At 73.1% G+C, this 26,011-nt stretch carries 25 protein-coding genes, 1 tRNA gene and 1 other RNA gene; 13 read left to right on the top strand and 14 right to left on the bottom strand.

Annotated elements, in window-relative coordinates:
• Window positions 1–7: 7 nt before the first annotated feature.
• On the bottom strand, window positions 8–2,416 hold the full coding sequence (gene xdhB, locus ABME02_RS00750; RefSeq protein WP_353813349.1) for a xanthine dehydrogenase molybdopterin binding subunit: 2,409 nt from the start codon (window positions 2,414–2,416) through the stop codon (window positions 8–10).
• Complete coding sequence (locus tag ABME02_RS00745; protein WP_353813348.1) at window positions 2,413–3,900, bottom strand: xanthine dehydrogenase small subunit; 1,488 nt, start codon at window positions 3,898–3,900, stop codon at window positions 2,413–2,415. The genes xdhB and ABME02_RS00745 overlap by 4 nt, the downstream gene beginning before the upstream one ends.
• Window positions 3,901–4,060: 160 nt before the next feature.
• Here ABME02_RS00745 and aceB point away from each other — a divergent pair, with 160 nt between their 5' ends.
• From aceB to menC, 10 genes are all read left to right on the top strand, one after another.
• Complete coding sequence (gene aceB / locus ABME02_RS00740) at window positions 4,061–5,656, top strand: malate synthase A (RefSeq protein WP_353813347.1); 1,596 nt, start codon at window positions 4,061–4,063, stop codon at window positions 5,654–5,656.
• A gap of 5 nt (window positions 5,657–5,661) precedes the next feature.
• Window positions 5,662–6,918 carry a DUF6986 family protein gene (locus tag ABME02_RS00735; RefSeq protein WP_353813346.1) on the top strand — a complete coding sequence of 419 codons (1,257 nt, stop codon included), beginning with the start codon at window positions 5,662–5,664 and terminating at the stop codon, window positions 6,916–6,918.
• A 52-nt stretch (window positions 6,919–6,970) separates the two neighbouring features.
• Window positions 6,971–7,798, top strand: a complete 828-nt coding sequence (locus tag ABME02_RS00730) for a bifunctional allantoicase/(S)-ureidoglycine aminohydrolase (RefSeq protein ID WP_353813345.1) — start codon at window positions 6,971–6,973, stop codon at window positions 7,796–7,798.
• Between the two features lie 8 nt (window positions 7,799–7,806).
• Window positions 7,807–9,243 (top strand): allantoinase AllB, encoded by a 1,437-nt coding sequence (gene allB, locus ABME02_RS00725; protein ID WP_353813816.1) that lies wholly within the window; start codon window positions 7,807–7,809, stop codon window positions 9,241–9,243.
• Window positions 9,230–9,727, top strand: a complete 498-nt coding sequence (gene uraD, locus ABME02_RS00720) for a 2-oxo-4-hydroxy-4-carboxy-5-ureidoimidazoline decarboxylase (RefSeq protein ID WP_353813344.1) — start codon at window positions 9,230–9,232, stop codon at window positions 9,725–9,727. Before allB ends, uraD begins: the two co-directional genes overlap by 14 nt.
• The gene (gene uraH / locus ABME02_RS00715; protein WP_353813343.1) at window positions 9,724–10,098 is read left to right on the top strand and encodes a hydroxyisourate hydrolase; all 375 of its coding nucleotides are present in this window, start codon (window positions 9,724–9,726) and stop codon (window positions 10,096–10,098) included. The genes uraD and uraH overlap by 4 nt, the downstream gene beginning before the upstream one ends.
• A 2-nt stretch (window positions 10,099–10,100) precedes the next feature.
• Window positions 10,101–11,000 (top strand): factor-independent urate hydroxylase, encoded by a 900-nt coding sequence (pucL, locus tag ABME02_RS00710; protein ID WP_353813342.1) that lies wholly within the window; start codon window positions 10,101–10,103, stop codon window positions 10,998–11,000.
• A 97-nt stretch (window positions 11,001–11,097) separates the two neighbouring features.
• A complete protein-coding gene (locus tag ABME02_RS00705; RefSeq protein WP_353813341.1) occupies window positions 11,098–12,375 on the top strand; it encodes a saccharopine dehydrogenase family protein in 1,278 nt (425 codons plus the stop codon).
• Window positions 12,376–12,557: 182 nt separating this feature from the next.
• Window positions 12,558–13,379 (top strand): GNAT family N-acetyltransferase, encoded by an 822-nt coding sequence (locus tag ABME02_RS00700; protein WP_353813340.1) that lies wholly within the window; start codon window positions 12,558–12,560, stop codon window positions 13,377–13,379.
• Between the two features lie 194 nt (window positions 13,380–13,573).
• Entirely contained in the window at window positions 13,574–14,896 is a 1,323-nt protein-coding gene (gene menC / locus ABME02_RS00695; protein ID WP_353813339.1) for an o-succinylbenzoate synthase, read from the top strand.
• A gap of 48 nt (window positions 14,897–14,944) precedes the next feature.
• Here the strand turns inward: menC and ABME02_RS00690 are convergent, their stop codons facing one another.
• Genes ABME02_RS00690 through trxA form a run of 4 tightly spaced genes read right to left on the bottom strand, consistent with a single transcriptional unit; the run spans window position 14,945 to window position 17,118 of the window.
• Window positions 14,945–15,547 (bottom strand): DUF2238 domain-containing protein, encoded by a 603-nt coding sequence (locus ABME02_RS00690; protein WP_353813338.1) that lies wholly within the window; start codon window positions 15,545–15,547, stop codon window positions 14,945–14,947.
• On the bottom strand, window positions 15,547–16,425 hold the full coding sequence (locus ABME02_RS00685; RefSeq protein WP_353813337.1) for an endonuclease/exonuclease/phosphatase family protein: 879 nt from the start codon (window positions 16,423–16,425) through the stop codon (window positions 15,547–15,549). Before ABME02_RS00685 ends, ABME02_RS00690 begins: the two co-directional genes overlap by 1 nt.
• Before the next feature lie 40 nt (window positions 16,426–16,465).
• Entirely contained in the window at window positions 16,466–16,741 is a 276-nt protein-coding gene (locus ABME02_RS00680; RefSeq protein WP_353813336.1) for a YgaP family membrane protein, read from the bottom strand.
• Complete coding sequence (gene trxA, locus ABME02_RS00675; RefSeq protein WP_129235775.1) at window positions 16,738–17,118, bottom strand: thioredoxin; 381 nt, start codon at window positions 17,116–17,118, stop codon at window positions 16,738–16,740. The genes ABME02_RS00680 and trxA overlap by 4 nt, the downstream gene beginning before the upstream one ends.
• A 44-nt stretch (window positions 17,119–17,162) precedes the next feature.
• Here trxA and ABME02_RS00670 point away from each other — a divergent pair, with 44 nt between their 5' ends.
• Window positions 17,163–17,588 (top strand): rhodanese-like domain-containing protein, encoded by a 426-nt coding sequence (locus tag ABME02_RS00670; RefSeq protein WP_353813335.1) that lies wholly within the window; start codon window positions 17,163–17,165, stop codon window positions 17,586–17,588.
• An 11-nt stretch (window positions 17,589–17,599) separates the two neighbouring features.
• Here the strand turns inward: ABME02_RS00670 and ABME02_RS00665 are convergent, their stop codons facing one another.
• On the bottom strand, window positions 17,600–18,451 hold the full coding sequence (locus ABME02_RS00665; RefSeq protein ID WP_353813334.1) for an aminoglycoside phosphotransferase family protein: 852 nt from the start codon (window positions 18,449–18,451) through the stop codon (window positions 17,600–17,602).
• A gap of 49 nt (window positions 18,452–18,500) precedes the next feature.
• Here ABME02_RS00665 and ABME02_RS00660 point away from each other — a divergent pair, with 49 nt between their 5' ends.
• Together ABME02_RS00660 and ABME02_RS00655 are read left to right on the top strand one after the other, a co-directional pair.
• Window positions 18,501–20,336 carry a helicase HerA-like domain-containing protein gene (locus ABME02_RS00660; RefSeq protein WP_353813333.1) on the top strand — a complete coding sequence of 612 codons (1,836 nt, stop codon included), beginning with the start codon at window positions 18,501–18,503 and terminating at the stop codon, window positions 20,334–20,336.
• Window positions 20,333–20,974, top strand: a complete 642-nt coding sequence (locus ABME02_RS00655; RefSeq protein WP_353813332.1) for a GNAT family N-acetyltransferase — start codon at window positions 20,333–20,335, stop codon at window positions 20,972–20,974. The genes ABME02_RS00660 and ABME02_RS00655 overlap by 4 nt, the downstream gene beginning before the upstream one ends.
• Before the next feature lie 34 nt (window positions 20,975–21,008).
• On the opposite strand, the gene ABME02_RS00650 is transcribed toward ABME02_RS00655, so the two are convergent.
• The 7 genes from ABME02_RS00650 to ABME02_RS00620 form a co-directional block, all read right to left on the bottom strand.
• On the bottom strand, window positions 21,009–21,509 hold the full coding sequence (locus ABME02_RS00650; RefSeq protein WP_353813331.1) for a hypothetical protein: 501 nt from the start codon (window positions 21,507–21,509) through the stop codon (window positions 21,009–21,011).
• Window positions 21,510–21,695: 186 nt separating this feature from the next.
• The gene (locus ABME02_RS00645) at window positions 21,696–22,277 is read right to left on the bottom strand and encodes a hypothetical protein (protein ID WP_353813330.1); all 582 of its coding nucleotides are present in this window, start codon (window positions 22,275–22,277) and stop codon (window positions 21,696–21,698) included.
• Between the two features lie 197 nt (window positions 22,278–22,474).
• Window positions 22,475–22,559, bottom strand: a tRNA-Ser gene (locus ABME02_RS00640).
• Window positions 22,557–22,653, bottom strand: an RNA gene (gene ffs, locus ABME02_RS00635) — signal recognition particle sRNA small type. Before ffs ends, ABME02_RS00640 begins: the two co-directional genes overlap by 3 nt.
• Window positions 22,654–22,659: 6 nt before the next feature.
• On the bottom strand, window positions 22,660–23,622 hold the full coding sequence (locus ABME02_RS00630; protein ID WP_353813329.1) for an NAD-dependent epimerase/dehydratase family protein: 963 nt from the start codon (window positions 23,620–23,622) through the stop codon (window positions 22,660–22,662).
• A complete protein-coding gene (locus ABME02_RS00625) occupies window positions 23,619–24,590 on the bottom strand; it encodes a bile acid:sodium symporter family protein (protein ID WP_353813328.1) in 972 nt (323 codons plus the stop codon). Before ABME02_RS00625 ends, ABME02_RS00630 begins: the two co-directional genes overlap by 4 nt.
• Window positions 24,587–25,984, bottom strand: a complete 1,398-nt coding sequence (locus tag ABME02_RS00620) for a flavin-containing monooxygenase (protein WP_353813327.1) — start codon at window positions 25,982–25,984, stop codon at window positions 24,587–24,589. The genes ABME02_RS00625 and ABME02_RS00620 overlap by 4 nt, the downstream gene beginning before the upstream one ends.
• Window positions 25,985–26,011 lie beyond the last annotated feature (27 nt).

Below are 26,011 nucleotides of genomic sequence, written 5' to 3'. Positions count from 1 at the left end.
CGGTCCGTCAGTGCTCCGCCGGCACGCGCCCCGCGTGCACGGCGTCGGACGCGGCATCCGTCGCCTGCGGCGCAGCCGGTGACGCGTGCCGGCTCGCCTCGCGTGCGGCCTCGATCGCCCAGAACACCGCCTCGGGCGTCGACGGCGCGGCGAGCTCGACCGAGTGCCCGGCCGGGCCGAAGGCCGCGACCGCCTCGCGGATCGCCTCGCGCACACTGAACGCGAGCATGAACGGCGGCTCGCCGACGGCCTTCGAGCCGTAGATCGCGCCGTCCTCGTGCGCGCGCTCGAGGAAGTGCACGTTGAGCTCGTCGGGCAACTCCGAGAAGCTCGGCAGCTTGTAGGTGCTCGCCGACGGGGTGAGCAGGCGCCCGCGGCCGGGGCCGTCGGTCTCGTCCCAGCGGAGTTCCTCGAGCGTGAGCCATCCGACGCCCTGCATGAACGCGCCCTCGACCTGCCCGAGGTCGATGAGCGGCGAGAGCGAGTCGCCGACGTCGTGCACGATGTCGACGCGCCGCAACCGGGTCGCGCCCGTGAACCCGTCGACCTCGACCTCGCTGGCGGCGACGCCGCACGCGAAGTACTTGAACGGCGTGCCGGTCATCGTCGCGGGGTCCCAGCCGAGCCCCTCGGTCCGGTAGTAGCCCGCGGCGAAGAGCTGCACGCGCTCGGCGTACGCCGTCGCGGCGAGTTCGCCGAAGAGGACGGAGACCTCGGGGTCGCCGCCGTGCACGCGGCCGTCCTCGAAGCGCACGTCGGCGGCGTCGACGCCGAGCACGTTCGCGGCGACGGGCCGGAGACGGGCGATGATCTGGTCGCACGCGTCCTTGACCGCCGCGCCGTTGAGGTCGGCGCCCGACGACGCCGCGGTCGCCGAGGTGTTCGGCACCTTGTCGGTGCGCGTGGGCGCGAGGCGCACCTGCGCGAGCGGCAGGCCGAGCGCGGTCGCCGCGACCTGGAGCATCTTGGTGTGCAGGCCCTGTCCGAGCTCGGTGCCGCCGTGGTTCACGAGCACGGAGCCGTCGCGGTAGACGTGCACGAGCGCGCCGGCCTGGTTGTAGGCGGTGAACGTGAACGAGATGCCGAACTTCACGGGCGTGATCGCGAGCGCGCGCTTGACGTCGGGGTCGGCGGCGTTCGCCGCCGCGATCTCCTCACGCCGCCGGGCGACGTCGGCCTCGTGGAGCACGCGCGACCACGCGTCGCCGAGGCGCTCGGCGTGCCGCACCTCCATGCCGTACGGCGTCGTCTGCCCGGGCCGGTACAGGTTGCGCTCGCGGAGCTCGGCGGGGTCGATGCCGAGCTGCGGGGCGACCCGGCCGAGGATGTCCTCGATCACGAACATGCCCTGCGGGCCGCCGAAGCCGCGGAACGCGGTCTGCGAGGTGATGTTCGTGCGCGCGATGCGCCCGTGCACCTCGAGGTCGGGGATCCAGTAGGCGTTGTCGACGTGGCAGAGCGCGCGCCCGAGCACGGGGTCGGAGAGGTCGAGGCTCCAGCCGCCGTTCGAGGTGAGCGTCGCCTCGAGGCCGAGGATGCGGCCGTCGTCGGCGAAGCCGGCGCGCCAGGTGGCGTGGAACGGGTGCCGCTTGCCCGTCATGACCATGTCCTGCGCGCGCGTGAGGCGGAGTCGGACGGGCCGTCCGGTGCGCAGGGCGCCGAGCGCCGCGACCGCGGCGAGTCCGTGCGGCTGCATCTCCTTGCCGCCGAAGCCGCCGCCGAGGCGGAGCGACTGCACGGTCACCCGGTGGTTCGGCACACCGAGCACGTGCGCGACGATCTCCTGCGTCTCCGAGGGGTGCTGCGTGCTCGACTCGACGAACACCTGGCCCTCCGAGTCGACGTGCGCGAAGGACGCGTGCGTCTCGAGGTAGAAGTGCTCCTGGCCGCCGACGACGCTGACGCCCTCGAACACGTGCGGGGCCGAAGCGAGGGCGGATGCCGCGTGGCCGCGCCGCACGGTCGGCGCGATGCCCTGGAATGAGCCCGCCGCGATCGCCTCCTCGACCGTCACGATCGACGGCAGCTCCTCGGCGTCGACGACCACGGCGGCGGCGCCGAGCCGCGCGGCCTCGGCGGTCTCGCCGAGCACCCAGGCGAGCGCGTGCCCGTGGTACTGGGCCTCATCGGGGAAGAGCGGCTCGTCGCCCTTCGCGCCGCCGTCGTTGACGCCCGGCACGTCGTCGGCCGTGAGCACGTGCACGACGCCCGGCACCTCCAGCGCCGGCGCGACGTCGAGCAGGACGCGCGCGTGGGCGTGCGTCGAGGTGACGGGCCAGGCGGTCAGCACATCGCGGCGGGTGGCGGCGAGGTCGTCGGTGTACACGGCCGTGCCGGTCGCGTGCAGCCGGGCGCTCTCGTGCGGGACGGGTGCTCCGGCGACGCCGCCGGCAGGACGGTCGCTGAGCTCGCTCATGCGGGCACCCCCTCCCGCGCAGTCCGCCGGTGCAGGCGGAGCAGCGATTGCGCGAGCATCGCGGATCGGTACCCCGCGCTCGCACGATGGTCCGACATCGGCGTGCCCTCGCCGGCGAGCACGGAGGCCGCCTCGCGAACGGCGTCGGCGCTCCACTCGCGTCCGACGAGCGCGGCCTCGGTCGCCCGCGCCCGGATGGGCGTCGCGGCGACCCCGCCGAGACCGATGCGGGCGGAGGCCACGGTGCCGCGCTCCTCGTCGAGGTCGATCGCGAACGCGACGGCGACGCTCGAGATGTCGTCGTAGCGGCGCTTCGCGACCTTGTGGAACGCGGTGAGGTTGGCCGTCGGCTGCGGGACCCGGATCGTGCGGATGAGCTCCCCCGGCCGGCGGACGGTCTCGCGGTACCCCGTGAAGTAGTCGGCGAGGTCGACCTCGCGCTCGCCGTCGGGCGAGGCGAGCACGAGCCGCGCCTCCAGGGCGAGCAGGGCGGGCGGCGCGTCGCCGATTGGGGAGGCGGTGCCGAGGTTGCCGCCGAGCGTGGCGCGGTTGCGGATGAGCGGCGAGGCGAACTGCGGGAACAGTGCGGCGAGCAGTGGCACGCGTCCGGCGAGTCGCCGCTCGACCTCGGTGAGGGTGAGCGCGGCGCCGAGGTCGATCCCCGCGTCGTCCGCCTCGAAGGTGCGGAGTTCGTCGAGCCGGTCGATGGCGACCGTGAGCGGAGCGCGCCGGCCGCGGAGGTTCGCTTCGACGCCCCAGTCGGTGCAGCCGGCGATCGCCACGGCATCGGACTCGACGTGGAGCAGGGCGAGCGCCTCGTCGAGCGACTCGGGTCGCACGAAGCGTCCGCCGTCGCCCGCGACGCGGGTCGGCCTGGGCGCCGGCGCGGGCTGCGCGCGCCGTGCTGCGAGTGGATCGACCTCCGCAGGCGCGACCTCGAGCCCGAGCGCGGCGTCGCGGATCGGGCGGTACCCCGTGCACCGGCAGAGGTTGCCGCTCAGCGCGTGCAGGTCGAATCCGGCGTCGTCGTGCGGGACGGGTGCGGCGGCGCTGTCGTCGGCGACGGCGACGGCCGCGGGCGTCGCGGCCGCGGCATCCGTGCCGTTGCGCGCCCGGTAGAACTCGGCCGCCATGCTGCACGCGAAGCCCGGCGTGCAGTAGCCGCACTGCGACCCGCCCGCCTCCGCGAGAGCGGCCTGCACCGGATGCATCCGCTCGGGCGTGCCGAGGCCCTCGGTCGTGACGACCTCCTGGCCGTCGAGCGCCGCGGCGGGCATGAGGCAGGCGTTGACCGCGGTCCAGGCGGTCCCGCCGCCGCCGTCGGGCGTGGCGAGCAGGACGGCGCACGCGCCGCACTCGCCCTCGGCGCAGCCCTCCTTCGCACCGGTCAGGCCGAGCGACCTGAGCCAGTCGAGCGCGGTGGTGTGGGCCGCGATGCCCGAGGCATCTCGCGGCCGGCCGTTGACGGTGACGACGATGTCCATGCCTTGGCTCCCTCTGCCCGGAGTCTACGCCGCGCGCAGGCCCGGCTTCCCGTCGCGCTCATGCGCGCGCGCCGGTTCCGACCCGCGCGCTTCTGCGCGAAGATGAGGGCGAGGCCTGGAGCAACCACCCCGCAAGGGAGCGGAAGGGAGCGAGCGCCGCATGACCATCGAGATCGTCCATGCCGACGGCGTCGCCGGCGACGACATCCTCACCGACGACGCCCTCGCGTTCGTCGAGGAGCTGCACCACCGGTTCGACGCGCGACGACGCGAGCTCCTCGCCGCGCGCCGCGATCGTCGTGACCGGATCGCGCAGGGCGAGCCGCTCGACTTCCTCGCCGAGACGCGCGACGTGCGCGAGGCAGAATGGCGGGTGCCGCCGCCGCCCGACGCGCTCGCCGACCGGCGGGTCGAGATCACCGGACCGGCCGCGCCGCCGAAGATGGCGATCAACGCGCTCAGCTCGGGCGCCCGCGTCTGGCTCGCCGACCTCGAGGACGCCTCGAGCCCCACCTGGGCGAACGTGGTCGGCAGCGTGCGGAACCTCCGCGACGCGGCGCACGGCACGCTCGCCTGGACCTCGCCCGAGGGCAAGGCCTACGCGCTCCGCGACGACGTCCGCCGGCCGACCGTGGTGACGCGCCCGCGCGGCTGGCACCTGCCCGAGAAGCACGTGCTCGTCGACGGCGAGCGGGCGTCGGGATCACTCGTCGACTTCGGCCTGCACTTCGCGCACACCGCGCACGCGCTCATGGAGCACGGCGCCGGCCCGTACTACTACCTGCCCAAGCTCGAGGGCCACCTCGAGGCCCGGCTCTGGAACGACGTGTTCTCGTTCGCCGAGGAGCGGATGTCGCTGCCGGCCGGGAGCATCCGCGCGACGGTGCTCATCGAGACGATCCCGGCGGCGTTCGAGATGGACGAGATCCTCTACGAGCTCCGCGACCACGCGTCGGGGCTCAACGCGGGCCGCTGGGACTACCTCTTCAGCATCATCAAGGTCTTCCGCGACGCCGGGCCGGAGTTCATCGTGCCCGACCGCGCGTCGGTGGCGATGACGGCGCCCTTCATGCGCGCCTACACCGAACTGCTCGTGAAGACCTGCCACCGACGGGGTGCGGTCGCCATGGGCGGCATGGCCGCGTTCGTGCCGAACCGCGCCGACCCCGAGGCCACCGCGGTCGCGTTCGAGAAGGTGCGGGCCGACAAGACCCGCGAGGCGGGGGACGGGTTCGACGGTTCCTGGGTCGCGCACCCCGACCTCGTGCCGGTGTGCCGTGAGGTCTTCGACGACGTGCTCGGCGACCGACCGAACCAGATCGACCGGCAGCGGCCCGAGGTCGAGGTCACGGCAGCCGAGCTGCTCGACGTCGCATCGACGGGCGGCGCGGTCACCGAGGCCGGGCTGCGGACGAACCTCTCGGTCGGCGTCGCGTACACGGCCGCATGGCTCGCGGGCAGCGGCGCGGTCGCCCTGCACAGCCTGATGGAGGACGCCGCGACGGCGGAGATCTCGCGCTCCCAGGTCTGGCAGCAGCTGCAGCACGAGGTCGTGCTCGCCGACACCGGCCGCACGATGACGCGCGAGCTCGTGCGCGAGGTGCTCGACGAGGAGGTGGCGGCGCTCCGGGCCGAGTCTCCGCCCGCCCCCTTCTCGACGTACTACGAGTCCGCCGCGCGTCTCATCGCCGACCTCGTCCTCGATGACGCGTACGTCGACTTCCTGACGCTGCCCGCCTACGAGCTGCTGGCCTGACCGCCGTGCGGACCTCGCTGCCCACGTCGGTGCTGGCGTCCATCGACGCCCGGCTCGCGGAGACCGACCGGCTCCTCGCGACCGAGTATCCCGGCGACGACGGGGCGCGGCAGCCGGTGCACACCGTGTACGTCCCGGGCGACGCGTTCACGCCGCGACTGCCGGCCGAGTGGGGGAGCGCGGCACTGGCCTCCGCCGAGGCGGCCGGCGGCCTCGACGCGCTCGCGCGGGTCGTCGGGATCGGGGACGCGGCGGCGGCCGTCGTGGCCCCGCTCGTCGAGCGCAAGCTCGCGCACGAGCCCGTCGAGGACCTCCGCATCGACTTCGAGGACGGGTACGGCGACCGCGGCGACGACGTCGAGGACGCCGACGTGGTCCGCGCCGCCGGGCACGTCGCCGACGCGATCGCGGAGGGCGCGACGCCGCCGTTCCTCGGCATCCGGTTCAAGTCGTTCGAGGCCGCCACGCGTGCCCGCGGCATCCGCACGCTCGACCTGTTCGTGACCGCGCTGGTCGACCGCGGCGGCCTGCCCGAGGGGCTCGCCCTCACGCTGCCGAAGGTGTCGACACTCGCCCAGGTCGAGGCGATGGCGGATGCCGCGGCCGCCCTCGAGCGAGCGCACGGGCTGCCCGACGGCCGGCTCCGGTTCGAGGTGCAGGTCGAGACCCCGCAGCTCGTGCTCGGTGCGGACGGCGTCGCCACGGTCGCCCGGGTCGCGCACGCCGCATCCGGACGCATCGCCGGGCTGCACTACGGCACCTACGACTACAGCGCCGCCCTCGGCATCGACGCGTCGCAGCAGTCGCTCGAGCACCCGGCCGCCGACCACGCGAAGCAGGTCATGCAGCTCGCCGTGGCGGGCACCGGCATCCGCCTCTCCGACGGGTCGTCGAACGTGCTGCCGACCGGCGATCGGGCGGCGGAGGCGTGGCGGCTGCACGCGCGGCTCGTGCGGCGGGCGCTCGAGGGCGGGTTCCCGCAGGGCTGGGACCTGCACCCGGCGCAGCTGCCGACCCGGTTCCTCGCCACGTACGCCTACTACCGCGACGGCTGGCTCGAGGCGGCGGAGCGCCTGCGGCACGTGCACGAGCGCACCTCGGGCGCCGTGCTCGACGAACCGGCCACGGTGCGCGCGCTCGCCGGCTTCGTGCAACGGGGCGTGCGGTGCGGGGCGATCACCGCCGAGGAGGTCGAGCGCGACACCGGCCTCGGCGAGGCCGCGCTCGCCTCGCTCGCGCGCCCGAGACGGTCCTCCGGCTGAGCGGAGGCCGCGGACGCGATCGACGACCACGGCCCACGGACGAGGAGGTCCCATGAGCTACTACACCCCGCCGGGCGGCCTGCCCGCGCAGACCGACCTGCTCACCGACCGCGCGATCGTGACCGAGGCGTACACGGTGATCCCGAAGGGCGTGCTCCGCGACATCGTCACGAGCAACCTGCCGGGGTTCACGCGGACCCGCGCGTGGATCCTCGCCCGGCCCATCGCCGGCTTCGCCACGACGTTCGCGCAGCTCATCGTCGAGGTGGCACCGGGCGGCGGCGCCGAACGACCCGAAGCGGAGGCCGGCGTCGAGGGGGTCGTCTTCGTCACGTCCGGCTCGCTGACGCTCGACCTCGAGGGCGAACGTCACGAGCTCCGACCGGGCGGCTACGCGTACCTCGCGGCGGGCGCGACCTGGTCGATCGCCAACGAGGGCGACGAACCGACGTCGTTCCATTGGATCCGCAAGGCGTACGAGCCCGTCGACGGCACCCCGGCGCCGGCATCCTTCCTCACGAGCGACGCGGATGTCGCGCCCCAGCCCATGCCCGACACCGACGGTGCCTGGGCGACGACCCGGTTCGTCGACCCCGACGACCTCGCGCACGACATGCACGTGAACATCGTCACCTTCCAGCCCGGCGGCAAGATCCCGTTCGCCGAGACGCACGTGATGGAGCACGGGCTCTTCGTGCTCGAGGGCACGGGCGTCTACCGGCTGAACGGCGACTGGGTCGAGGTCGAGGCGGGCGACTTCATGTGGCTCCGGGCGTTCTGCCCGCAGGCCTGCGTCGCGGGCGGGCCGGGGCCCTTCCGGTACCTGCTCTACAAGGACGTGAACCGGCAGGTTCGGCTGACCCGGCCGGGGCGGCCATGAGCGAGCGGATGCCGCGCGGCGACGCCTCCCCGACCGGAGGCGCCGGGGCATCCGTCGTGTTCGACCTCGTCCTGGCGGGCGATCGCGTGCTCCTCGACGGGGCGTTCGCTCCCGCGCAGGTCGCGGTCCTCGACGGGCGCATCGCGCGCATCGCCGAACCGGGCGCCCAGCTCAGGGCGGCGCATCGCGTCCGGCTCAGCGACGACGAGGTCCTCATCCCGGGGCTGGTCGACACGCACGTGCACGTCAACGAGCCCGGCCGCACCGAGTGGGAGGGGTTCGAGACGGCCACCCGGGCCGCCGCGGCGGGCGGCGTCACGACGATCCTCGACATGCCGCTCAACAGCATCCCTCCGACGACGTCGGTCGCGGCGCTCGCCGTCAAGCGGGCGCGGGCGACCGGGCGCGTGTTCGTCGACGTCGGGTTCTGGGGCGGGATCGTGCCGGGCAACGAGGGCGACCTGCTCCCGCTCGCCGCCGAGGGCGTGTTCGGGTTCAAGTGCTTCCTCATCGACTCGGGCGTCGCCGAATTCCCGCCGGTCACGGCCCCAGAGCTGGAGCGCGCGATGACCGTGCTGTCGGATGCCGCGGACGCCGCGGGCGCCGCGGACGCCGACGCGCTCGTCATCGTGCACGCCGAGGATGCCGCGGTCGTCGACGCGGCGCCGCACCCGCACAGCCGCGAGTACGCCGACTTCCTCGCCTCACGGCCCGACGCCGCCGAGGGCGCGGCGATCGCGGCCGTGATCGAGGCCGCCCGTCGAACCGGGTCGCGCGCACACATCCTCCACCTCAGCTCGGCCGCGCCGCTCGACGCGATCGCCCGCGCGCGGGCCGACGGCGTCCGACTCACCGTCGAGACCTGCCCGCACTACCTCGTGCTCGCCGCCGAGGACGTGCCCGCCGGCGCCACGGCGTTCAAGTGCTGCCCGCCGATCCGCGGGGCGGCGAACCGCGACGCGCTCTGGCGGGCGCTCGAGGACGGCGTGATCGACACGATCGTCTCCGATCACTCGCCGGCGCCCGCCTCGGTGAAGTTCGCGGGCGACGGCGACTTCGCCGCGGCGTGGGGCGGGATCGCGTCGCTCCAGCTCGGACTGCCGGTGGCCTGGACCGAGGCGCGCCGACGCGGCATCCGCCTCGAGCGGGTCGTGGAGTGGATGGCGCCGGCCCCCGCGCGGCTGGTCGGCCTCGACCGCGCCGGCAAGGGCGCGATCCTCGAGGGCGCGGACGCCGACCTCGCGGTCGTCGCGCCCGACGAGGCGTTCACGGTGGATGCCGCGGCCCTGCACCATCGGCACCCGATCACGCCGTACGACGGCCGCGAGCTCGTCGGGGTCGTGCGGGCGACGTACCTCGCGGGCCGCGAGGTCGACGGCACCGTGGCGCGTGGACAGCTGCTGCGGCGGGAACGATCGGATGGAGGACCGCGTGACGACGCTTGACACGTTCAACGGGGCCGACCGCGACGACGCGATCGCGTTTCTCAGGCCCTGCCTCGACGTCGACCGCTGGTGCGCCGAACTCGTCGACGCCCGCCCGTTCGCCTCGGTCGACGAGTTGGTGGCGCGCGCCGAGGTCGCGGCGACCCCGCTCACGCCGGCCGAGGTCGACGGCGCGCTCGCCCACCACCCGCGGATCGGGGAGCGGCCGTCCGGCGCGGGCGCCGAGGCGGCGATGTCGCGCGCCGAACAGGCGGGCGTCGACCCCGCCGACGCCGCGGTCGCCGCCGCGCTCGCCGCGGGCAATCGCGCGTACGAGGAGCGGTTCGGGCGCGTGTTCCTGATCCGGGCCGCCGGACGCTCGTCGCGCGAGATCCTCGACGCGCTCACCCGCCGACTCCGGCACACGCCCGACGAGGAGCAGCCCGTCGTCGCCGACCAGCTCCGCCAGATCGCCGTCCTCCGACTGAAGGGACTCCTCGCATGAGCGACCAGGATGCCGCGCGATCGCGCTCGCGCATCACCACCCACGTGCTCGACGCCACGTCGGGCCGTCCCGCCGAGGGCGTCGCCGTCATCCTCTCCGCGCGCGACGGCACGGTCGACGGCGACGTATGGCGCGAGCTCGACGGTGCGGTGACGGACGCCGACGGCCGGGTCTCCCGCATCGGCCCCGACGAGCTGCCCGCGGGCGACTACCGGCTCCGCTTCGACACCGGGGCATGGTTCGCCGCACGCGGCACGCCGACGTTCTACCCCGAGGTCGTGCTCACCGTGCGCGTCGCCGACGACGGCCGGCACGTGCACGCACCGCTCCTCCTCAGCCCGTTCGCCTACTCCACCTATCGAGGGAGCTGACCATGTCCGAATCCGCCATCGTCCTCGGCGCGAACCAGTACGGCAAGGCCGAGGTGCGCGTCGTCAAGGTCACGCGCGAGACCGCGCGCCACGAGATCGACGACCTCAACGTGACCTCGCAGCTGCGTGGGGACTTCGCTGCCGCCCATCTCGCGGGCGACAACGCGCACGTCGTGCCGACCGACACGCAGAAGAACACGATCTTCGCGTTCGCGCGCGACGGGATCGGCTCGCCGGAGGCGTTCCTGCTGCGGCTGGCCGATCACTTCACCTCGTCGTTCGAATGGGTCGCCGGCGGCCGCTGGGCGGCGGAGCGGTTCGCCTGGCAGCGCATCCTCGCCGGCGGCGCCGAGCACGACCACGCGTTCGTGCGGTCGGGGCACGAGGTGCGCACCGCCGTCGTCGTCGCGGACGGCGAGGATCGGCATGTCATCGCCGGGCTCCGCGACCTCACGGTCATGAAGTCCACCGGCTCGGGCTTCGAGGCCTATCCGCACGACCGGTACACGACGCTCGCCGAGACCCACGACCGCATCCTGGCGACGGATGTCTCGGCCCGCTGGCGCTACGCGCGCGCCGACGTGGACTTCGACGCGCGGTACGCGAGCGTGCGGGCGCTGCTGCTCGAGGCGTTCGCCGAGGGGTATTCGCCGGGGCTGCAGGCCACGCTCTTCGCGATGGGGCGCCGTGTGCTCGAGGCGCACGACGACATCGCCGAGATCCGCTTCTCGATGCCGAACAACCACCACTTCGTGGTCGATCTCTCGCCCTTCGGGCTCGACAACCCGAACGAGGTGTTCCACGCCGCCGACCGGCCGTACGGGCTCATCGAGGCGGCGGTCGTGCGCGAGGGCGTGGCGAGCCCCGCGGCCGCCTGGGAGGGCATCGCCGGGTTCTGCTGACGGGCGCGGCGGCAGTAGCTCGCACCGGAGCCGGAACTTCCTCCCGATCCAATTATCCAACTGGACAATTCAGTGGATGCGGGCTACCGTACCCACCATGCGAATCCTCCTCATCGGCGCGGGGGGCGTGGGCGATGCCATCGCCAAGATCGCCGCCCGCCGTGACTTCTACGAACTCCTCGTCGTGAGCGACTACGACGAATCCCGCGCCCGGCGCACGGTCGACTGGATCGCCGCGAAGCACGGCGACGACGTGGCGGCGCGCTTCGCCACCGCCCAGGTCGACGCGAGCGACCCCGAGGTCGTGGCATCCGTCGCCCGCGAGCACGGCGCCACCCACGTCATGAACGCCGTCGAGCCGAAGTTTGTGCCGTCGATCTTCCGCGGCGCCCTCGCCGCCGGCGCCGACTACCTCGACATGGCGATGAGCCTGTCCGAGCCGCACCCGACCGAGCCGTACGCTGAGACCGGCGTCAAGCTCGGCGACGACCAGTTCGCCCAGGCCGACGACTGGGAGACCGCGGGGCGGCTCGCGCTCGTCGGCATGGGCGTCGAGCCGGGGCTCTCCGACGTGTTCGCCCGGTACGCGGCCGATCACCTCTTCAGCGAGATCGATGAGCTCGGCACGCGCGACGGCGCCAACCTCGTCGTGCGCGACGAGGCGGGCAACGAGATCTTCGCCCCGTCGTTCTCGATCTGGACGACCATCGAGGAGTGCCTGAACCCGCCCGTCGTGTGGGAGCAGGAGCGCGGCTGGTTCACGACCCCGCCGTTCAGCGAGCCCGAGGTGTTCGAGTTCCCCGAGGGCATCGGCCCGGTCGAGTGCGTCAACGTCGAGCACGAGGAGGTCCTCCTCATGCCGCGCTGGGTCGACGCGAAGCGCGTCACGTTCAAGTACGGCCTCGGCGACGAGTTCATCAACGTCCTGAAGACCCTGCACCTGCTCGGGCTCGACTCGACGACCCCGATCCGCGTCCGCAGCGCGAACGGCCCGGTCGAGGTCGCTCCGCGCGACGTCGTCGCCGCAGCGCTGCCCGACCCCGCGACGATCGGGCCGCGCATGACGGGCAAGACCTGCGCGGGGCTCTGGGTCACCGGCACCGGCACGGACGGCGCGCCGCGCGAGGTCTACCTCTACCACGTGAGCGACAACGAGTGGACGATGCGCGAGTACGAGGCGCAGTGCGTCGTCTGGCAGACCGCGCTCAACCCCGTGGTCGCCCTCGAGCTGCTCGCGACCGGCGCCTGGTCGGGCCGCGGCGTGCTCGGCCCCGAGGCCTTCGACGCGAAGCCGTTCCTCGAGCTCATGGCCCGCGCCGAGGCCGACGGCGGCTACGGCCAGCAGTGGGGCATGGAGGATCGCCTGGCCCGCTGACGCTCGACGCTCGGCGCGGTGCGACGTCGAACGCATCGCGCACCGTCGATCCGTGCACCCGAGGCTCGTTCGCGATCCGCCTCGGGTGCACGATCCGGCCGCGGATGCGCCGTGCCGCGACATGGCCGCGCACATCCTGTCGGGCACGTCGCGCGTGCCGCCCACGCGGTAGGGTCCCCACCATGACGGATGCCGCGACCCTCGCCCGCGCGCACGGACTCGCCGACGAGGAGGATCGCCGGGCCGGCGTCGTCACGCGGGAGGCGCGGCCCGACGAGCTCGCAGGCGCGCTCGCGCGCTTCGACGCGACGTGGGGCGTCGGCCGCACGGTCGACCTGGCGTCGCTCAAGGCGATCTCGCACGCGGGCAACACCGTCCTCGTCGCCGTGCCCGCGTCGGCGCCGGCCGGCGGCGTGGGTGAGCCTCCCGACTCCGCCGAGCCGCCGCTCGGTGCCGCGCTCGGGTTCCTCGGCTGGGACGGCGGCCTCCACGTGCACTCCCACATGAACGCGGTCGATCCCGCCGCACGCGGCCGCGGCATCGGGGTCGCACTGAAGCTGCGCCAGCGTGCGATCTGCCTCGACCACGGTGTCGACGAGATCCGCTGGACCTACGACCCGCTGATCCGCCGCAACGCCCGCATGAACCTCGTGCGGCTCGGTGCCGAGGTCGCCGCGTACCACCCCGACTTCTACGGCGAGCTCCGCGACGCGATCTCGGGCGGGGACCGGAGCGACCGCTTCGAAGTGCGCTGGCGCCTGGCATCACCGCGCGTGCGACGCGCCCTCGAGCGGATGCCGCAGCCGACGTGGCACGCCGAGGGCGGGCTGCCGCTCGTGGCCGACTTCGAGGCGGTCCGTGCCGCCGACCCCGAGACGGCGAGCGCCCTGCGCGACGCCTCCCGCGACGCCTTCGCCGCGCTCGCCGACGGTCGCCTCCGCCCGGAGCTCGACCCGAGCGGCGACTACGCCTTCACCGCCGACGACCCCGACCGCGCGGGGTGAGGGCTCGGTCGGGAGCCCCGAGCGTGCCGGCCGGGTCGCGGGTCGCCCGGATCATCGAGCCCGTCGACACGTCGACCGGCTCGATCCGACGGCAAGTGCGGAGGTCCCGAGACGGCGCGCTCCCGGCGCGCTAGCGTCGTGGTGGGGCATCCGCTCGTCGAGCCGGAACGTGCCCCGGACCCGATGGAGGATCCATGACCGCCGACCCCGCTGCCGTATCCGCCGCATCCGCCGCACCGCGCATCGAGGCGATCGAGCTGCACCGCCTCGAGGTGCCGCTCGTGCGACCGTTCGAGACGTCGTTCGGACGCGAGACCGCTCGCGAGGTGCTGCTCGTGCACGTCCGCACCGATCGCGGCGACGGCTGGGGCGAGTGCGTGGCGGGTCGCGACCCGTTCTACTCGGGTGAGTACGTCGACGGCGCGGCATCCGTGATCGAGCACTACCTCGCGCCCGCGCTGCTGCGCGCTCCCGCGCCCCACCTCGTCGACGACGGCCACGTGAGCGGCGTGCTCATCGAGGATCCCGCGCACGCGACGGGCATCTGGGTCGACGACCGCGAGCAGCAGGCCGGTGGCGCAGGCGCGGCCGCGGCAGGCGTGGGCGGAGGTGCGGCCGCGTCGATCGCGAGCGTGCCGCTCGCGGCATCCGTCGCCCCGACCCTGTCGTTCGTCGCCGGGCACCGCATGGCGAAGGGCGCGCTCGAGGCGGCCGTGCTCGATGCCGAGCTCCGCGCGCAGGGGCGCTCGATGGCCGAGTGCTTCGGGGCGGTGCGCGACTGGGTCGACTGCGGGGTCTCGGTCGGCATCGCGCCGACCCTCGAGGAGTTGCTCGACGAGGTGACCGGCTACCTCGAGCAGGGGTACCGACGCATCAAGCTGAAGATCAAGCCGGGCTGGGACCTGGTGCCGGTCGCCGCGGTGCGCGAGCTCATCGGCCGCGACGCGATGCTGCAGGTCGATGCGAACACGGCCTACACGGCCGACGACATCCCCCTGCTCGCGAGCCTCGACCCGTTCGACCTGCTGCTCATCGAGCAGCCGTTCGCCGAGGAGGACCTCGCGACGCACGTGCGCCTCGCGGAGGCGGCCGCGACCCCCGTGTGCCTCGACGAGTCGATCCTCGACGTTACGACCGCGGTCGACGCGATCGAGCGCGGGGCGACGAGCATCGTGAACATCAAGCCCGGTCGCATGGGCGGGTTCCTCGAGGCGCTGCGGGTGCACGACGCGTGCCGGGCGCGCGAGGTGCCCGTGTGGTGCGGGGGCATGCTCGAGACGGGCGTCGGCCGGGCCGCCAACGTCGCGATCGCGGCCCTTCCGGGCTTCGTCCTGCCGGGCGACACGTCGGCGTCCGGCCGCTACTTCGCGGAGGACCTCACCGAGCCGTTCGTACTCGGCTCGGGCGAGCACCGCGGCCAGATGCGCGTGCCGGATGCCGCGGGCACGGGCGTGGCGGTACGCGACGACCTGGTGCGCGACTGGGCGTCCCGGCCGGCGGTGACCATCGGCGCGTGACGCCGGGGCCGTCCGACCGGCATGGGCCCCGCGGGTCGCCCCGCGTGCTCAGGGCCTCCGGACCGCCGCCCGATCCGGCGCGGGGGCGAGCGCCGGCAGCGCGAGCCCGCCGAGCGCCGAGCCGAGTCCACCCCAGACGAGGTCGCCGATCGTGTCGCGGTAGTCGACGTAGATGTCGTCGTCGATGAAGGTCTTGCCGAACCACTCGAACACCTCCCAGATCACCCCCAGCCCGAGCCCGAACGCCGTGGTGACGAGCACCGCCGCGACCACGGGTCGGGGGAGTCGGAGCGGGTCGGCGATGAGTCGGAGTCGGGCGAACAGCAGGACCGCGATCACGGCGGCGAGCCCGTTCATGAGGAAGTGCATCGGGATGTCCCACCAGCGGACGCTGACGTAGAGGTCGGTCACGCTGCTCCAGACGGACACGAGGGCGATGGCGCCGAAGGCGATGTCGAGTCCCGGCCGGACGTGCAGGAGCCGGGGGATCACCATGCATGCGGCGACGAAGGCGAGGCTGACGAGCCCCAGCGGGCCCCAGCCGATGCCCGCGATCGGGATGCAGACGAGTGCGATGAGCCGCAGCACGTCGGCCGCGATCTCGCCCGGGCCCTCGGCACGTCGGGTCAGTCCGCCCCAGATGCTCCGCATCACCCTGCCTCCTCGCGGCCGGCGGCCGCCTCGTCGTTCGACCGGTGCCGGAGCACCGCCTGCACGGGTTCGTGGTCGGATGCCGCGCGCCCCTCGAACCTCGCCGCGTTGATGCCGGCGTGCGTCACCTCGGCGGCGCCACCGACGAGGATCAGGTCGATGCGGCGCCCGCCGCGTCGGCGCGGACCGTAGTTCGAGAACGTGCCCCACTCGGGCGTGAGCTGCTCGCCCGTGACGTCCCACGCGTCGCGGAGGGCGCCGTCGCCGGTCAGTCGGCGGTGCACGGCCGATCGCTCGTCGGCGTTGAAGTCGCCGGTGACGACGATCGCGGCCCCGGGCTCGTCGAGCTGGGCGGCATGGGCGAGGCCGGCGATCATGAGCGCCGACTGCAGCCGCGATCGGCGCGAGAGGTGATCGAGGTGGGTGTTGAAGACGTGCAGGCGCCCACCGGTCTCGCGGTCGGTGAACTCCGCGGAGACCACGACGCGGCGCGTGAGGTTGCCCCAGGATCGGGAGCCGTGCTCATCGGGCGTCGCGGAGAGCGCGAGCTGCCGCCACTCCGTGAGCTCGAGGCGAGCGTCGTCGTAGTAGACGGGGCACGCCTCGCCGTGCCCGCCGGGATCGCGTCCGGTGCCCACCCACCGGTGGCTCCCGCCGAGCGCGTCGGCGACGACCTCGACCTGCTCGTCGAGCGCCTCCTGCACCCCGAGCACGGTCGGCCGTTCGGCGGCGAGGAGGCGGCGCACGAGCGGCTTCCGGGTCGCCCAGCGGTCGGGGCTCCCCGGACGGTTCCGCGGCATGCGTCGCCGGATGTTGAACGACATCACGTGCAGGTCGGGGGCCTCGACCGGACCGATGAGCGGCTCGTCCGTCATCATGGGCCCAGCGTAACGCCCGGCATGAGTCCGGCCGGGTCGTTCAGCCCAGCAGCTGCCGACGCGCCTCGGGGTAGCCGAGCACGTTCGGCTCGGTCTCGAGGGCGGAGCGGGAGATCAGGTCCGTGGGGCACCATCCGGTGACCGCCCCGATCGCGAGGAACGTCGCGCAGATGCCTGCGGGGATCGCGCACCAGAGGTTCTCGAGGTTGGATGCCGCGAACGCGGCGAGGAACACCGCGATGGCGCCGCGGAGCACCCGTTCACCGCGGCTCACCGCGCAGGAGCGCGAGGTGAGCGCGCGGACGATGCGGTTCACGCCTGGGCTGCGGCGGCGGCCTGCTGCTCGGCGAGCTGGCGGCGCACGTCGTCCATGTCGAGCGCCTTGGTGCCCTCGATGACCTGCTCGAGCTGGGCGCCGTTCAGCGCGCCCGGCTGCGCGAAGACGATGATGCCCTCGCGGAACACGACGAGCGTGGGGATCGACGTGATGCGGAAGCCCGCGGCGAGCGCCTGCTCGGCCTCGGTGTCGACCTTGCCGAAGACGACGTCGGCGTGCTGCTCCGACGCGGACTCGAAGATCGGGGCGAACATGCGGCACGGGCCGCACCACTCGGCCCAGAAGTCGAGGAGCACGATGTCGTTGTCCTTGATGGTCGACTCGATCGTGTCGTGGGTGATGTTCACGGAAGCCATGCCCCGATTCTAGCATGAGATACCCCTGGGGTATTATTCATCGCATGGAGACCACGATTCACCGTTCCACGGGCGCCGCCGCGACCCGTTCCGATCGTCCCGCACGCCCGGCCCGCGGCATCCGCGCCGCCCTCGCCGCCGGCGCCGCGGCCGCTGCGCTCGCACTCACCGGCTGTGCGACGGCCGAGCCCATCGAGCTCGGCGCCGACACCGTCGTCGTCGACGTGCGGACCCCCGCCGAGTACGCCGCCGGCCACCTCGACGGCGCGGTCAACCTCGACCTCACCTCGGGGCAGCTCGCCGCCGAGATCCCCGCGCTCGATGCCGAGGGCGACTACGTCGTCTACTGCAAGTCGGGCAACCGCTCGGCGCAGGCCACCGCGCTCATGGAGGGCGCCGGACTCGACGTCACCGACGCCGGCTCGATGCAGCAGGCGGCGGACGCCACCGGGCTCGAGATCGTGCAGTAGGCGGGGTCGGCCTACACCGCGAGGCCGGCGGCCACCTCCCCGATGCGCGCCGCCGATTCCGCCCGCTCGGGTCGCCCGTCGAGCTCGAACCAGGTCGACGACAGCGCGCTCCAGGCGACGAGCCAGTCGCGCAGCCGTCGTGGCTCGAATCCGGTCGCCTCGACCGCGACGCCGAACTGGCGCGCGAGCCGGCCTCGCACGAGTGCACGCTCGTGCGACGGATTGCACAGCAGGTTGCAGGCATCGAACTCGGCGTCGCCGAGCAGTGCCTTCGGGTCGATCGCGAGCCAGCCGTGCGCGCCGAAGTCGAGCACGTTGCCGTGGTGCAGGTCGCCGTGCAGCACGACCGGCTCGCGCTCGTCGTCGAGCCGGCGGCGCGCGAGGTCGGCGCCCGCGCGATGCAGCGGACCGAGCCCGTCGGCGTGGGCGAACAGCTGGCGGAACCAGTCCTCGAGCGGCACGAGGACCGGCGGATCGGGGAGCGCGCGCACGCGGTCGGTCTCGGCATGGATCCGGTCGGCGACCTCGCACACGATCCGGGTGGCGTCGTCGTCGTCGCCGGCGCGTACCATCGCGACGAGGTTCCCGGGACCGGTGGCCCGCTCCATCAGCAGGGCGTGATGGTCGCGACGGATGACGCGGACGGCACCGTGCCCGTCGAGCGCGTCGAGGAGGGCGGCACCGCGCGCCTCCTCTGGTTCGTGCGCGATCTTCAGCATCGCCGGGGCTCCGTCGTCGGTGCTGACGGGGATCAGGCGACTCGTCGTCGTGGTCGCCGGATCGCCGTCCGGGCGGAGCCGCCATCGCCGCAGCCACGCGGCTTCGTCGGCTCTCCCGGGGTCGACGGGACCGAGATCGCTCACCCGCCCAGTATCCCGGCGCACGACCCGGCGCGCCGTTAGGATCGGGCCCATGTCGGACGACGCGGTGAAGCGGGCTCAGGAGGCGGCCGAGGCCGCGGCGGCAGCGGCGGCGGCGCTGCAGGAGCAGGCCGCCGCGGCGATCAGGAAGGCGGAGGAGGCCGCGGCGCTCGCGAAGGCCGCGGCTGCGGCGGCGACGGATGCCGCGTCCGCGGCCGGCACGACGGATGCCGCCACAGTACCCGTCCCACCCGCGTTCGCCGGACCGCTCGATGCGAACGAGGTCGACCGCATCCGCGCCGGCTACGCCTTCGAGGGCCCGGCGCTCGAGATGGGTGCGCTCGTGAACGGCGAGGCCCTGCCCGACGTGCCCGTGCGCATCCCGCTGGCGATGACCAACCGGCACGGCCTCGTCGCGGGCGCGACGGGCACGGGGAAGACCCGCACGCTCCAGGTGCTCGCCGAGCAGCTCGCGGCCGCCGGCGTCGCGGTGTTCGCGGCCGACGTCAAGGGCGACCTGTCGGGCGTCGCGACGCCGGGCACGGGCAGCGAGAAGCTGCTGAAGCGGACCGAGGGCATCGGGCAGGCGTGGGAGGCGGCGAGCTTCCCCACGGAGTTCTTCTCGCTCGGCGGCGTCGGCCGGGGTGTCCCGATCCGCGCGACGATCTCGGGCTTCGGCCCGCTGCTGCTCGGGAAGGTGCTGGGCCTGAACGGCACCCAGGAGTCGAGCCTCGGCCTGGTCTTCCACTACGCGAACGCGAACGGCTTGGCACTGCTCGACCTCGACGACCTGCGCGCGGTGCTCGCCTACCTCGTGAGCGACGAGGGCAAGGGCGAGCTCGAGGGGCTCGGCGGCCTGTCGAAGGCGACCGTCGGCGTCATCCTGCGCGAGCTCATCGCGTTCGCCGACGAGGGCGCCGACGTGTTCTTCGGCGAGCCCGAGATCGACACGGCCGAGTTCCTCCGCACGAGCCCCGACGGCCGCGGCGTGATCAGCCTGCTCGAGGTGCCCGGCGTCGCGGACAAGCCGGCGCTGTACTCGACGTTCCTCATGTGGCTGCTCGCCGACCTCTACGGGGGCCTGCCCGAGGTCGGCGACCTCGACCGGCCCAAGCTCGTGTTCTTCTTCGACGAGGCGCACCTGCTGTTCCGCGACGCCTCGAAGGAGTTCCTCGCGCAGGTCGTGCAGACCGTGCGGCTCATCCGTTCGAAGGGCGTCGGCGTCTTCTTCGTCACGCAGACCCCGAAGGACGTGCCGGGCGACGTGCTCGCCCAACTCGGATCGCGCGTGCAGCACCAGCTGCGTGCCTTCACGCCCGACGACGCGAAGGCGTTGCGTGCGACCGTCTCGACGTACCCGAACTCGGGCTACGACCTCGAGGAGACGCTGACGATGCTCGGCACCGGCGAGGCGATCGTCACCGTCATGAACGAGAAGGGCGCCCCGAGCCCGGTCGCCTGGACGCGCCTGCGCGCCCCGCAGGCGTCGATGGCCCCGAGCGAGGATGCCGCGATCGAGGCCGCGGTCGCGGCATCCCCCCTCACCGCGAGGTACGGCACGGCGATCGACCGTGAATCCGCGCACGAGCTGCTGACGAAGCGCATGGCGGATGCCGCGGCCGCGGCCGATGCGGCCGACGCCGCCGAGGCCCGGGCGAAGGCCGAGGCGGAGTACGCGAAGCTGCAGGCGAAGATCGAGGCCGACCGGGCGAAGGCGGAGAAGAAGGCGCAGGCTGAATACGACCGGCTCATCAGGCAGACCTCGTCGCGCTCTCGCTCGCGGACCCCCCAGCGGTCGGCCCTCGAGGAGGTGCTCGGCTCGAAGTCCACGCAGAAGGTGATCACGCAGGTGCTCACGGGCCTGTTCGGGATGGCGAAGCGGAAGTGACCGCACCGAGCGTCGGCGCGGGCGAGGCGGTCGTCCGTCGCTATCGTCCGGCGGACCGGGACGCCGTCGCCGAGGTGTGCCTGAGGACGGGCGCAGCTGGCGGCGACGCGACCGGCGCGTACTCGGACGACTCGCTCATGCCGGAGGTCTACGCCCTGCCCTACGTCGAGTACGCGCCCGACCTCGCGTTCGTCGTCGAGCTCGACGGCCGGGTCGGCGGCTACGTGCTCGGCATCGCCGATACCGAGGACTTCATCGACTGGTACGCGCGCGAGTGGGCCCCCGGATTCCGCGAGCGGCATCCCGCGGGCGCGCCGCCGACCGCGCGTCGACCCGCGTACACCGAGGCGCAGCTCGTCGCGGACGGTGCCGACCCCGAGCGCATGCGGATCCCCGAGCTCGACGACTACCCCGCGCACCTGCACATCGACCTGCTCCCCGAACTGCAGGGGCGTGGGCTCGGTCGCCGGCTCATCGACGCCCTCCGAGCCGCGCTCGCCGAGCGCGGCGCGCCCGCGCTGCACCTGGGCATCGACGCGGCGAACGTCGGCGCGCGCGCGTTCTACGAGCGACTCGGCTTCCACGAGCTGGCGTCGAGTCGGCCCGACGCACCGCGCTTCGGCATCGCGACGCGGTGATCACCGGGTCGAACCGGCCGCCGATTCCGGCGGCTCAGGCGCGAAGTCCGCGTCCCTCGAACCAGTAGAGCAGGCACGGGTCCGAGGCGCGAAGCTCGGCCAGCGTCACCGGCTCGGTGCGCACCGTCTCCTCGAGCCCGAGGATCTCGGCGATCGTGTCGAGCGAGCGGTCGTCCCAGAAGGTGCCGCGCATGCGGAACAGGCAGCGGCCGTCGCCGTCGACGACGAACAGCTGCTTGACGGTCTCGAGCGTGTCGCCCCGGTACGTCTCGAGGCGGAGCACGCCGGCCATGTCGCGACGGGCGACGCTGTGGATGCGCCCCAGGAACCCGCGCTCGACGATGCCGTGCGGGCTCGCGACGACCTCGGTGCGCTGGTAGCCGATGTACGCGGCGACGCCGAGCGCGGCGAGGACGACGACCACCACCGCGGTGAGGCCCACGGCGGCACTCCCGAGCGGGGAGACGAGCCACGCGACCGTGAGCAGCACGGGCACGAGGAGGGCGATCACCGGAAGCCCGACGGACCGGGTCAAGGAGCGACGGGGTCTCAGGGTGAGCACCCTGAGACCCCCGCCCCCTGCCTGGCCGGTGCGGGAGTCCCCTGCGTCCCCGTATCCCGTTCTCACCGTTGCCACTGACATCGGAACCATGATGTTCCGACGGCGGCGGCGGCGCCATTCGGCATTAAGGGGGACTTGCGCCCGACCGCTCCTCCGTGCTCACCCGAGGACGGGCAGGACGGCGGCGCAGAAGTCGTCGGTGCGACCGGTCGATTCCTTGACCAGCCCGAGGAAGTCGAGGAACTCGTCGTCCGACGGGTCGGTGATGTCGTCGCCGTAGTCGATCAGGACCTCGTACCGGACCTGACCCGGATTGCGCGCGATGGCCTTGCCCGACTCGTCGGAGACCGTGGTGTTGCCGGTCGCCAGGACGAGGATCGTCATGGTCCCGTCGCCGTTGTCGGTGATCGCCAGGTCCTTGTCGACCAGTCGGGTGACCTCCGTGACGCTGTCGCCGTCGAGGTTCGAGTAGACGATCGTCTCCCAGACGTTGGCCGTCCAGTACGGCGCGGTTCCGGGCTTGCGGCTGTTGAACAGGAAGCGCACCTCCTGCACGGCCTCGACGTCGACGACGACTCCCGCGCCGCAGAAGTCGTCGTCCGTGAGCGAGAACCCGTCGACGAAGGTGCCCTGGTCCAGCGGGCGTGCGGTCGCGGGCGGTGCCGCGATGACCGTCGCGGCGAACGCGACGGCGGCCGAAGCGGCGAGGATGCCGCTGCGGCGGCGGATCGTTCCGGACATGGTCCCCCCTCTTCGCGACGCGTCCGAGCCGGCGGGCTGCCGAGTCGTCGCGGCGCGGTTCATTCCGGTTTGGGACGAATCATGATGGATCCTCACCGAAGCGGCGACTCCCGTTCGGGGGTCGAATCGGCGCCGCGCTGGTGCCCGGAGACGCAGATGAGCGCCGCACCCTTCGGGCGCGACGCTCATCTCTTCGGCGGAGGATGGGGGATTCGAACCCCCGAGGGCTTTCACCCAACACGCTTTCCAAGCGTGCGCCATAGGCCACTAGGCGAATCCTCCTGGGACCCCTCACGCACCCGCCAGAGCCCGGTTACCCTTGCTGCGTTTCCGCCCTGGGGGAGTTGGCCTGGATGGCGCCACGTGAGGAGCCTCGGACAGTCTACCCGAGAGCGCGAGCGCTTCGAACCGCGAGGTAGGCCTCGAACGCCTCGCGGCTCGACAGCTCCGGCGAGTAGCCGAGCACGCGCTTGAGTCGCGTGTTGTCGAGCACGGGCCGGTAGCGGAGGAAGCCGACGCGTTCCGGGCCGTGCACCGTGAGCCGGAGCGCGCGGCCGACGCGCAGCACGGCGGTGAGGAGCCCGGGCGAGACGGTCACGGTCGGCTTGCCGAGCGCGGCCGCGATCTCGGTCACGGTCACGCGTCCGTCGCCGGCCACGTTGAAGGCGCCGGTGACGTCGCCGGTGGCGCCGCGGACGATGGCCCCGACGACGTCGTCGACCCACACGAAGACGAACGGACTCTCCGAGCCGGCGATCCGCAGGATGCGCTTGGCCTCCCACAGCGCCGTGATCTGGTTCGCCACGGTCGGCCCGAGGATGGTCCCGATGCGGAGCACGACCTGGCCGAGTCCGGGATGCCGCGTGCGGTAGTCGGCGAGCATCTCCTCGACCATGCGCTTGTGCCGGGAGTAGCTGAACTCCTGGTTGCCGCGGATCGGGTCGTCCTCGGTCAGCCACTCCGGGTTGTCGGCGTGGTAGCCGTAGGCGGCGCCCGAGGAGGACACCACGATGCGGCGGACGCCGTGCGCGACGGCGGCGTCGAGCACGTTGCGGGTGCCGTCGACATCGACGCGGTATTCCACGTCCTCGCCGAGCCCGCCGGGGTTCACGATCGCGGCGAGGTGCACGATCGTGTCGATGCGGTGGCGTCCGACGACGTCGGCGACGGCCGCGGCATCCGTCACGTCGCACGCCTCGACGACGACGCCGTCGGGCACGGATGCCACAGGTGGGCGCACGTCGCCCGCGACGACGAGCTCGACGTCCGGGTCCCAGGCCAGGGCGCGGACCGCGTTCGAGCCGAGGAACCCGCTGCCGCCGGTGACGAGGATGCGCCGGCTCACGAGGTCGCCCCCGGGTCGGCGGCGGTCTCGGCGGTGGCGTCCGCCTCCGCGTCGGTCGTGCCCGCGGCATCCGCCCGTCGCGTGCGCCGCGCCCAGATCGTGGCGAGCGCGAGGCCGGCGATGATGTCCCAGATGCCCCACCAGCCGGCGACGACCGCCATGCCGCCGATCCCGCCGAAGAACGAGAAGACGAGGCCGAGGCCGAGGCCGGCGTTGCGGATGCCGACCTCGAACGTGATCGCCTTGCGGTCGCGCACGCCGAGTCCGCCGATCCGGGCGCTGGCGTAGCCGAGCCCGAGCGCGATCGCGTCGTGCAGGAACACGGCGAGGAGGACCACGCCGATGTACGCCATGAAGATCGCCCAGTTGCCGACGAGCGCGGCGACGATGAAGCCGACGAGCGCGAGCAGGCTGATCCAGCGCGCGGAGGGCTGCACGCGTGCCGCGAACCGCGGCCAGACGGCGCGGATGACGAAGCCGACGATGAAGGGCAGCCCGATGATGAGGAAGATGTCGAGCAGCATCTGCCAGCCGTCGAGGCTCACGGCCTGCACGAGCTCCGCCGCCTTGGGGTGGATGCTGCCCCAGAACGCGATGCTGAGCGGCAGCACGAAGATGTAGACCACGTTCGCGACCGCGGTCATCGACACCGACAGCGCGACGTTGCCGCGCGAGCGGTAGGTGAGCACCTGCGAGATGTTGCCGGGCGGGCAGGCGGCGACGAGCAGCATGCCGAGCGCGACCGACGCCTGCACGTCGAGGAGCAGCGTCAGCCCGAAGGTGACCGCGGGCAGCAGGACGACCTGCGCGAGGAGCGCGATGAGCATCGCCTTCGGCGCGCGCGTCACGGCGCGGAAGTCGGCCGGCGAGGTGTCGAGCGCGATGCCGAACATGATGAAGCCGAGCACGACGTTCAGTGCGATCATCGAGCCCGGCGCGAAGTTGAGGACGACGTCGTCGATGTTCATGCGCGAGTCCTCGCCGTCCGGTCGCCGGTCGCCGGGCCGCTCGTCGGCGCGGCGCCTCGGTTCGCGGCCCGGTCGGTGGCGGATGCCGCGGGCGTCGGCAGCGTCCGGAGCAGCCGCTTCACCGTCCGCCTATAGGCGTCCTTGTTCACGTAGTACGACATGCGGTCGAGGCCGAGGTAGCGGTATCCGCCCGTGAGGTCGGGCCAGGGCTTCGCGGCCGCGTCGCGGAAGCGGGATGCGGCATCCGGCTCGTCGCGCTGGGCCGCGAGGTAGGCGGCGATGAGCTCGGCCTGTTCGTAGCGGCCCTGCCAGCCGATGCCGGACGCCTCGATCATGCCGAGCACGAAGAGGCCGTTGAAGCTCGGCGGGAAGACGTTGAGGTAGAGCTCCGGGGCGGCGGACGTCCAGTTGAGGTGGGTGCGCTCGACGAAGGGGTAGTCCAGCGTGTACCCGGTCGCGAGGACGACGAGGTCGTAGTCGCCGGCGCTGCCGTCGGCGAAGCGCACGGTCGATCCGTCGAACCGGTCGATGTCGCCGACGACGCGGAGGTCGCCCTGGCCGAGGTGGTTCAGGATCAGCGTGTTGACGATCGGGTGCGACTCGTAGATGCGGTAATCGGGCTTCGGGAAGCCGAATCGCACCGGGTCGCCCGTGAACGCGCGCAGCACGCGCGTGTCGACGAACTGCTTGAGGCGCGCCGGGAGCGGTCGGCCCTGGTTGAGCGTGTCGCTCGGACGGCCGAACAGGTAGCGGGGTACGAAGTAGTAGCCGCGGCGCACCGACAGGTCGACGGATGCCGCGTGGTGCACGGCGTCCACGGCGATGTCGCAGCCCGAGTTGCCTGCGCCGATGATGAGCACGCGCTTGCCCTCGAACGCCTTGGGCGACTTGTACGCGCTCGTGTGCATGAGCTCGCCCGCGAACTCGCCGCGGAAGTCCGGCACGTTCGGTTCGGCGAGCGTGCCGTTGGCGAGGATGACGGCCGGGTGCTCGGTCGCGGTCGTGGCGCCGTCCGCGTCGACGGCGGTGACGCGCCATCCGCTCGCCCCGGTCGCATCGCCGTCGACCGGCTCGACCGCGGTCACCCTCGTGTCGAAGCGGAAGTGCTCGCGCAGGCCGTAGGCGTCCGCGTAGTCGCGGAAGTACCGGTGGAGCTCGCGGTGGCCGGGGTAGTCGGCCGTCGAGTCCATCGGGAACTCCGCGAACTCGGTCGTCGTGCGCGACGAGATGAGGTGCGCGGACTCGTACATCGTCGAGCGCGGGTTGGCGATGTTCCAGAGGCCGCCCACGTCGGGGCCGGCCTCGAAGCCGATGAATGGGATGCCGGCGCGGCTGAGCGCGCGGGCACCGGCGAGACCTGATGGGCCCGCTCCGATGAGGGCGATGGGGTTCACGGGTGGTTCCTGTGCTGGGTGGCGTCG

The sequence above is a fragment of the Agromyces zhanjiangensis genome (assembly GCF_040496055.1).
GTDB classification, from domain to species: Bacteria; Actinomycetota; Actinomycetes; order Actinomycetales; family Microbacteriaceae; genus Agromyces; species Agromyces zhanjiangensis.
Note: the sequence above shows the minus strand (reverse complement) of the source record. Positions and strands in the feature narration are given on the sequence as shown.

Excerpts from the sequence above, each read along its gene's own strand:
- xdhB (WP_353813349.1), bottom strand. The coding sequence starts at position 2,416 with ATGAGCGAGCTCAGCGACCGTCCTGCCGGCGGCGTCGCCGGAGCACCC.
- ABME02_RS00745 (WP_353813348.1), bottom strand. The coding sequence starts at position 3,900 with ATGGACATCGTCGTCACCGTCAACGGCCGGCCGCGAGATGCCTCGGGC.
- aceB (WP_353813347.1), top strand. The coding sequence starts at position 4,061 with ATGACCATCGAGATCGTCCATGCCGACGGCGTCGCCGGCGACGACATC.
- ABME02_RS00730 (WP_353813345.1), top strand. The coding sequence starts at position 6,971 with ATGAGCTACTACACCCCGCCGGGCGGCCTGCCCGCGCAGACCGACCTG.
- allB (WP_353813816.1), top strand. The coding sequence starts at position 7,807 with ATGCCGCGCGGCGACGCCTCCCCGACCGGAGGCGCCGGGGCATCCGTC.
- uraH (WP_353813343.1), top strand. The coding sequence starts at position 9,724 with ATGAGCGACCAGGATGCCGCGCGATCGCGCTCGCGCATCACCACCCAC.
- pucL (WP_353813342.1), top strand. The coding sequence starts at position 10,101 with ATGTCCGAATCCGCCATCGTCCTCGGCGCGAACCAGTACGGCAAGGCC.
- ABME02_RS00705 (WP_353813341.1), top strand. The coding sequence starts at position 11,098 with ATGCGAATCCTCCTCATCGGCGCGGGGGGCGTGGGCGATGCCATCGCC.
- ABME02_RS00700 (WP_353813340.1), top strand. The coding sequence starts at position 12,558 with ATGACGGATGCCGCGACCCTCGCCCGCGCGCACGGACTCGCCGACGAG.
- menC (WP_353813339.1), top strand. The coding sequence starts at position 13,574 with ATGACCGCCGACCCCGCTGCCGTATCCGCCGCATCCGCCGCACCGCGC.
- ABME02_RS00690 (WP_353813338.1), bottom strand. The coding sequence starts at position 15,547 with ATGCGGAGCATCTGGGGCGGACTGACCCGACGTGCCGAGGGCCCGGGC.
- ABME02_RS00685 (WP_353813337.1), bottom strand. The coding sequence starts at position 16,425 with ATGATGACGGACGAGCCGCTCATCGGTCCGGTCGAGGCCCCCGACCTG.
- trxA (WP_129235775.1), bottom strand. The coding sequence starts at position 17,118 with ATGGCTTCCGTGAACATCACCCACGACACGATCGAGTCGACCATCAAG.
- ABME02_RS00670 (WP_353813335.1), top strand. The coding sequence starts at position 17,163 with ATGGAGACCACGATTCACCGTTCCACGGGCGCCGCCGCGACCCGTTCC.
- ABME02_RS00660 (WP_353813333.1), top strand. The coding sequence starts at position 18,501 with ATGTCGGACGACGCGGTGAAGCGGGCTCAGGAGGCGGCCGAGGCCGCG.
- ABME02_RS00645 (WP_353813330.1), bottom strand. The coding sequence starts at position 22,277 with ATGTCCGGAACGATCCGCCGCCGCAGCGGCATCCTCGCCGCTTCGGCC.
- ABME02_RS00625 (WP_353813328.1), bottom strand. The coding sequence starts at position 24,590 with ATGAACATCGACGACGTCGTCCTCAACTTCGCGCCGGGCTCGATGATC.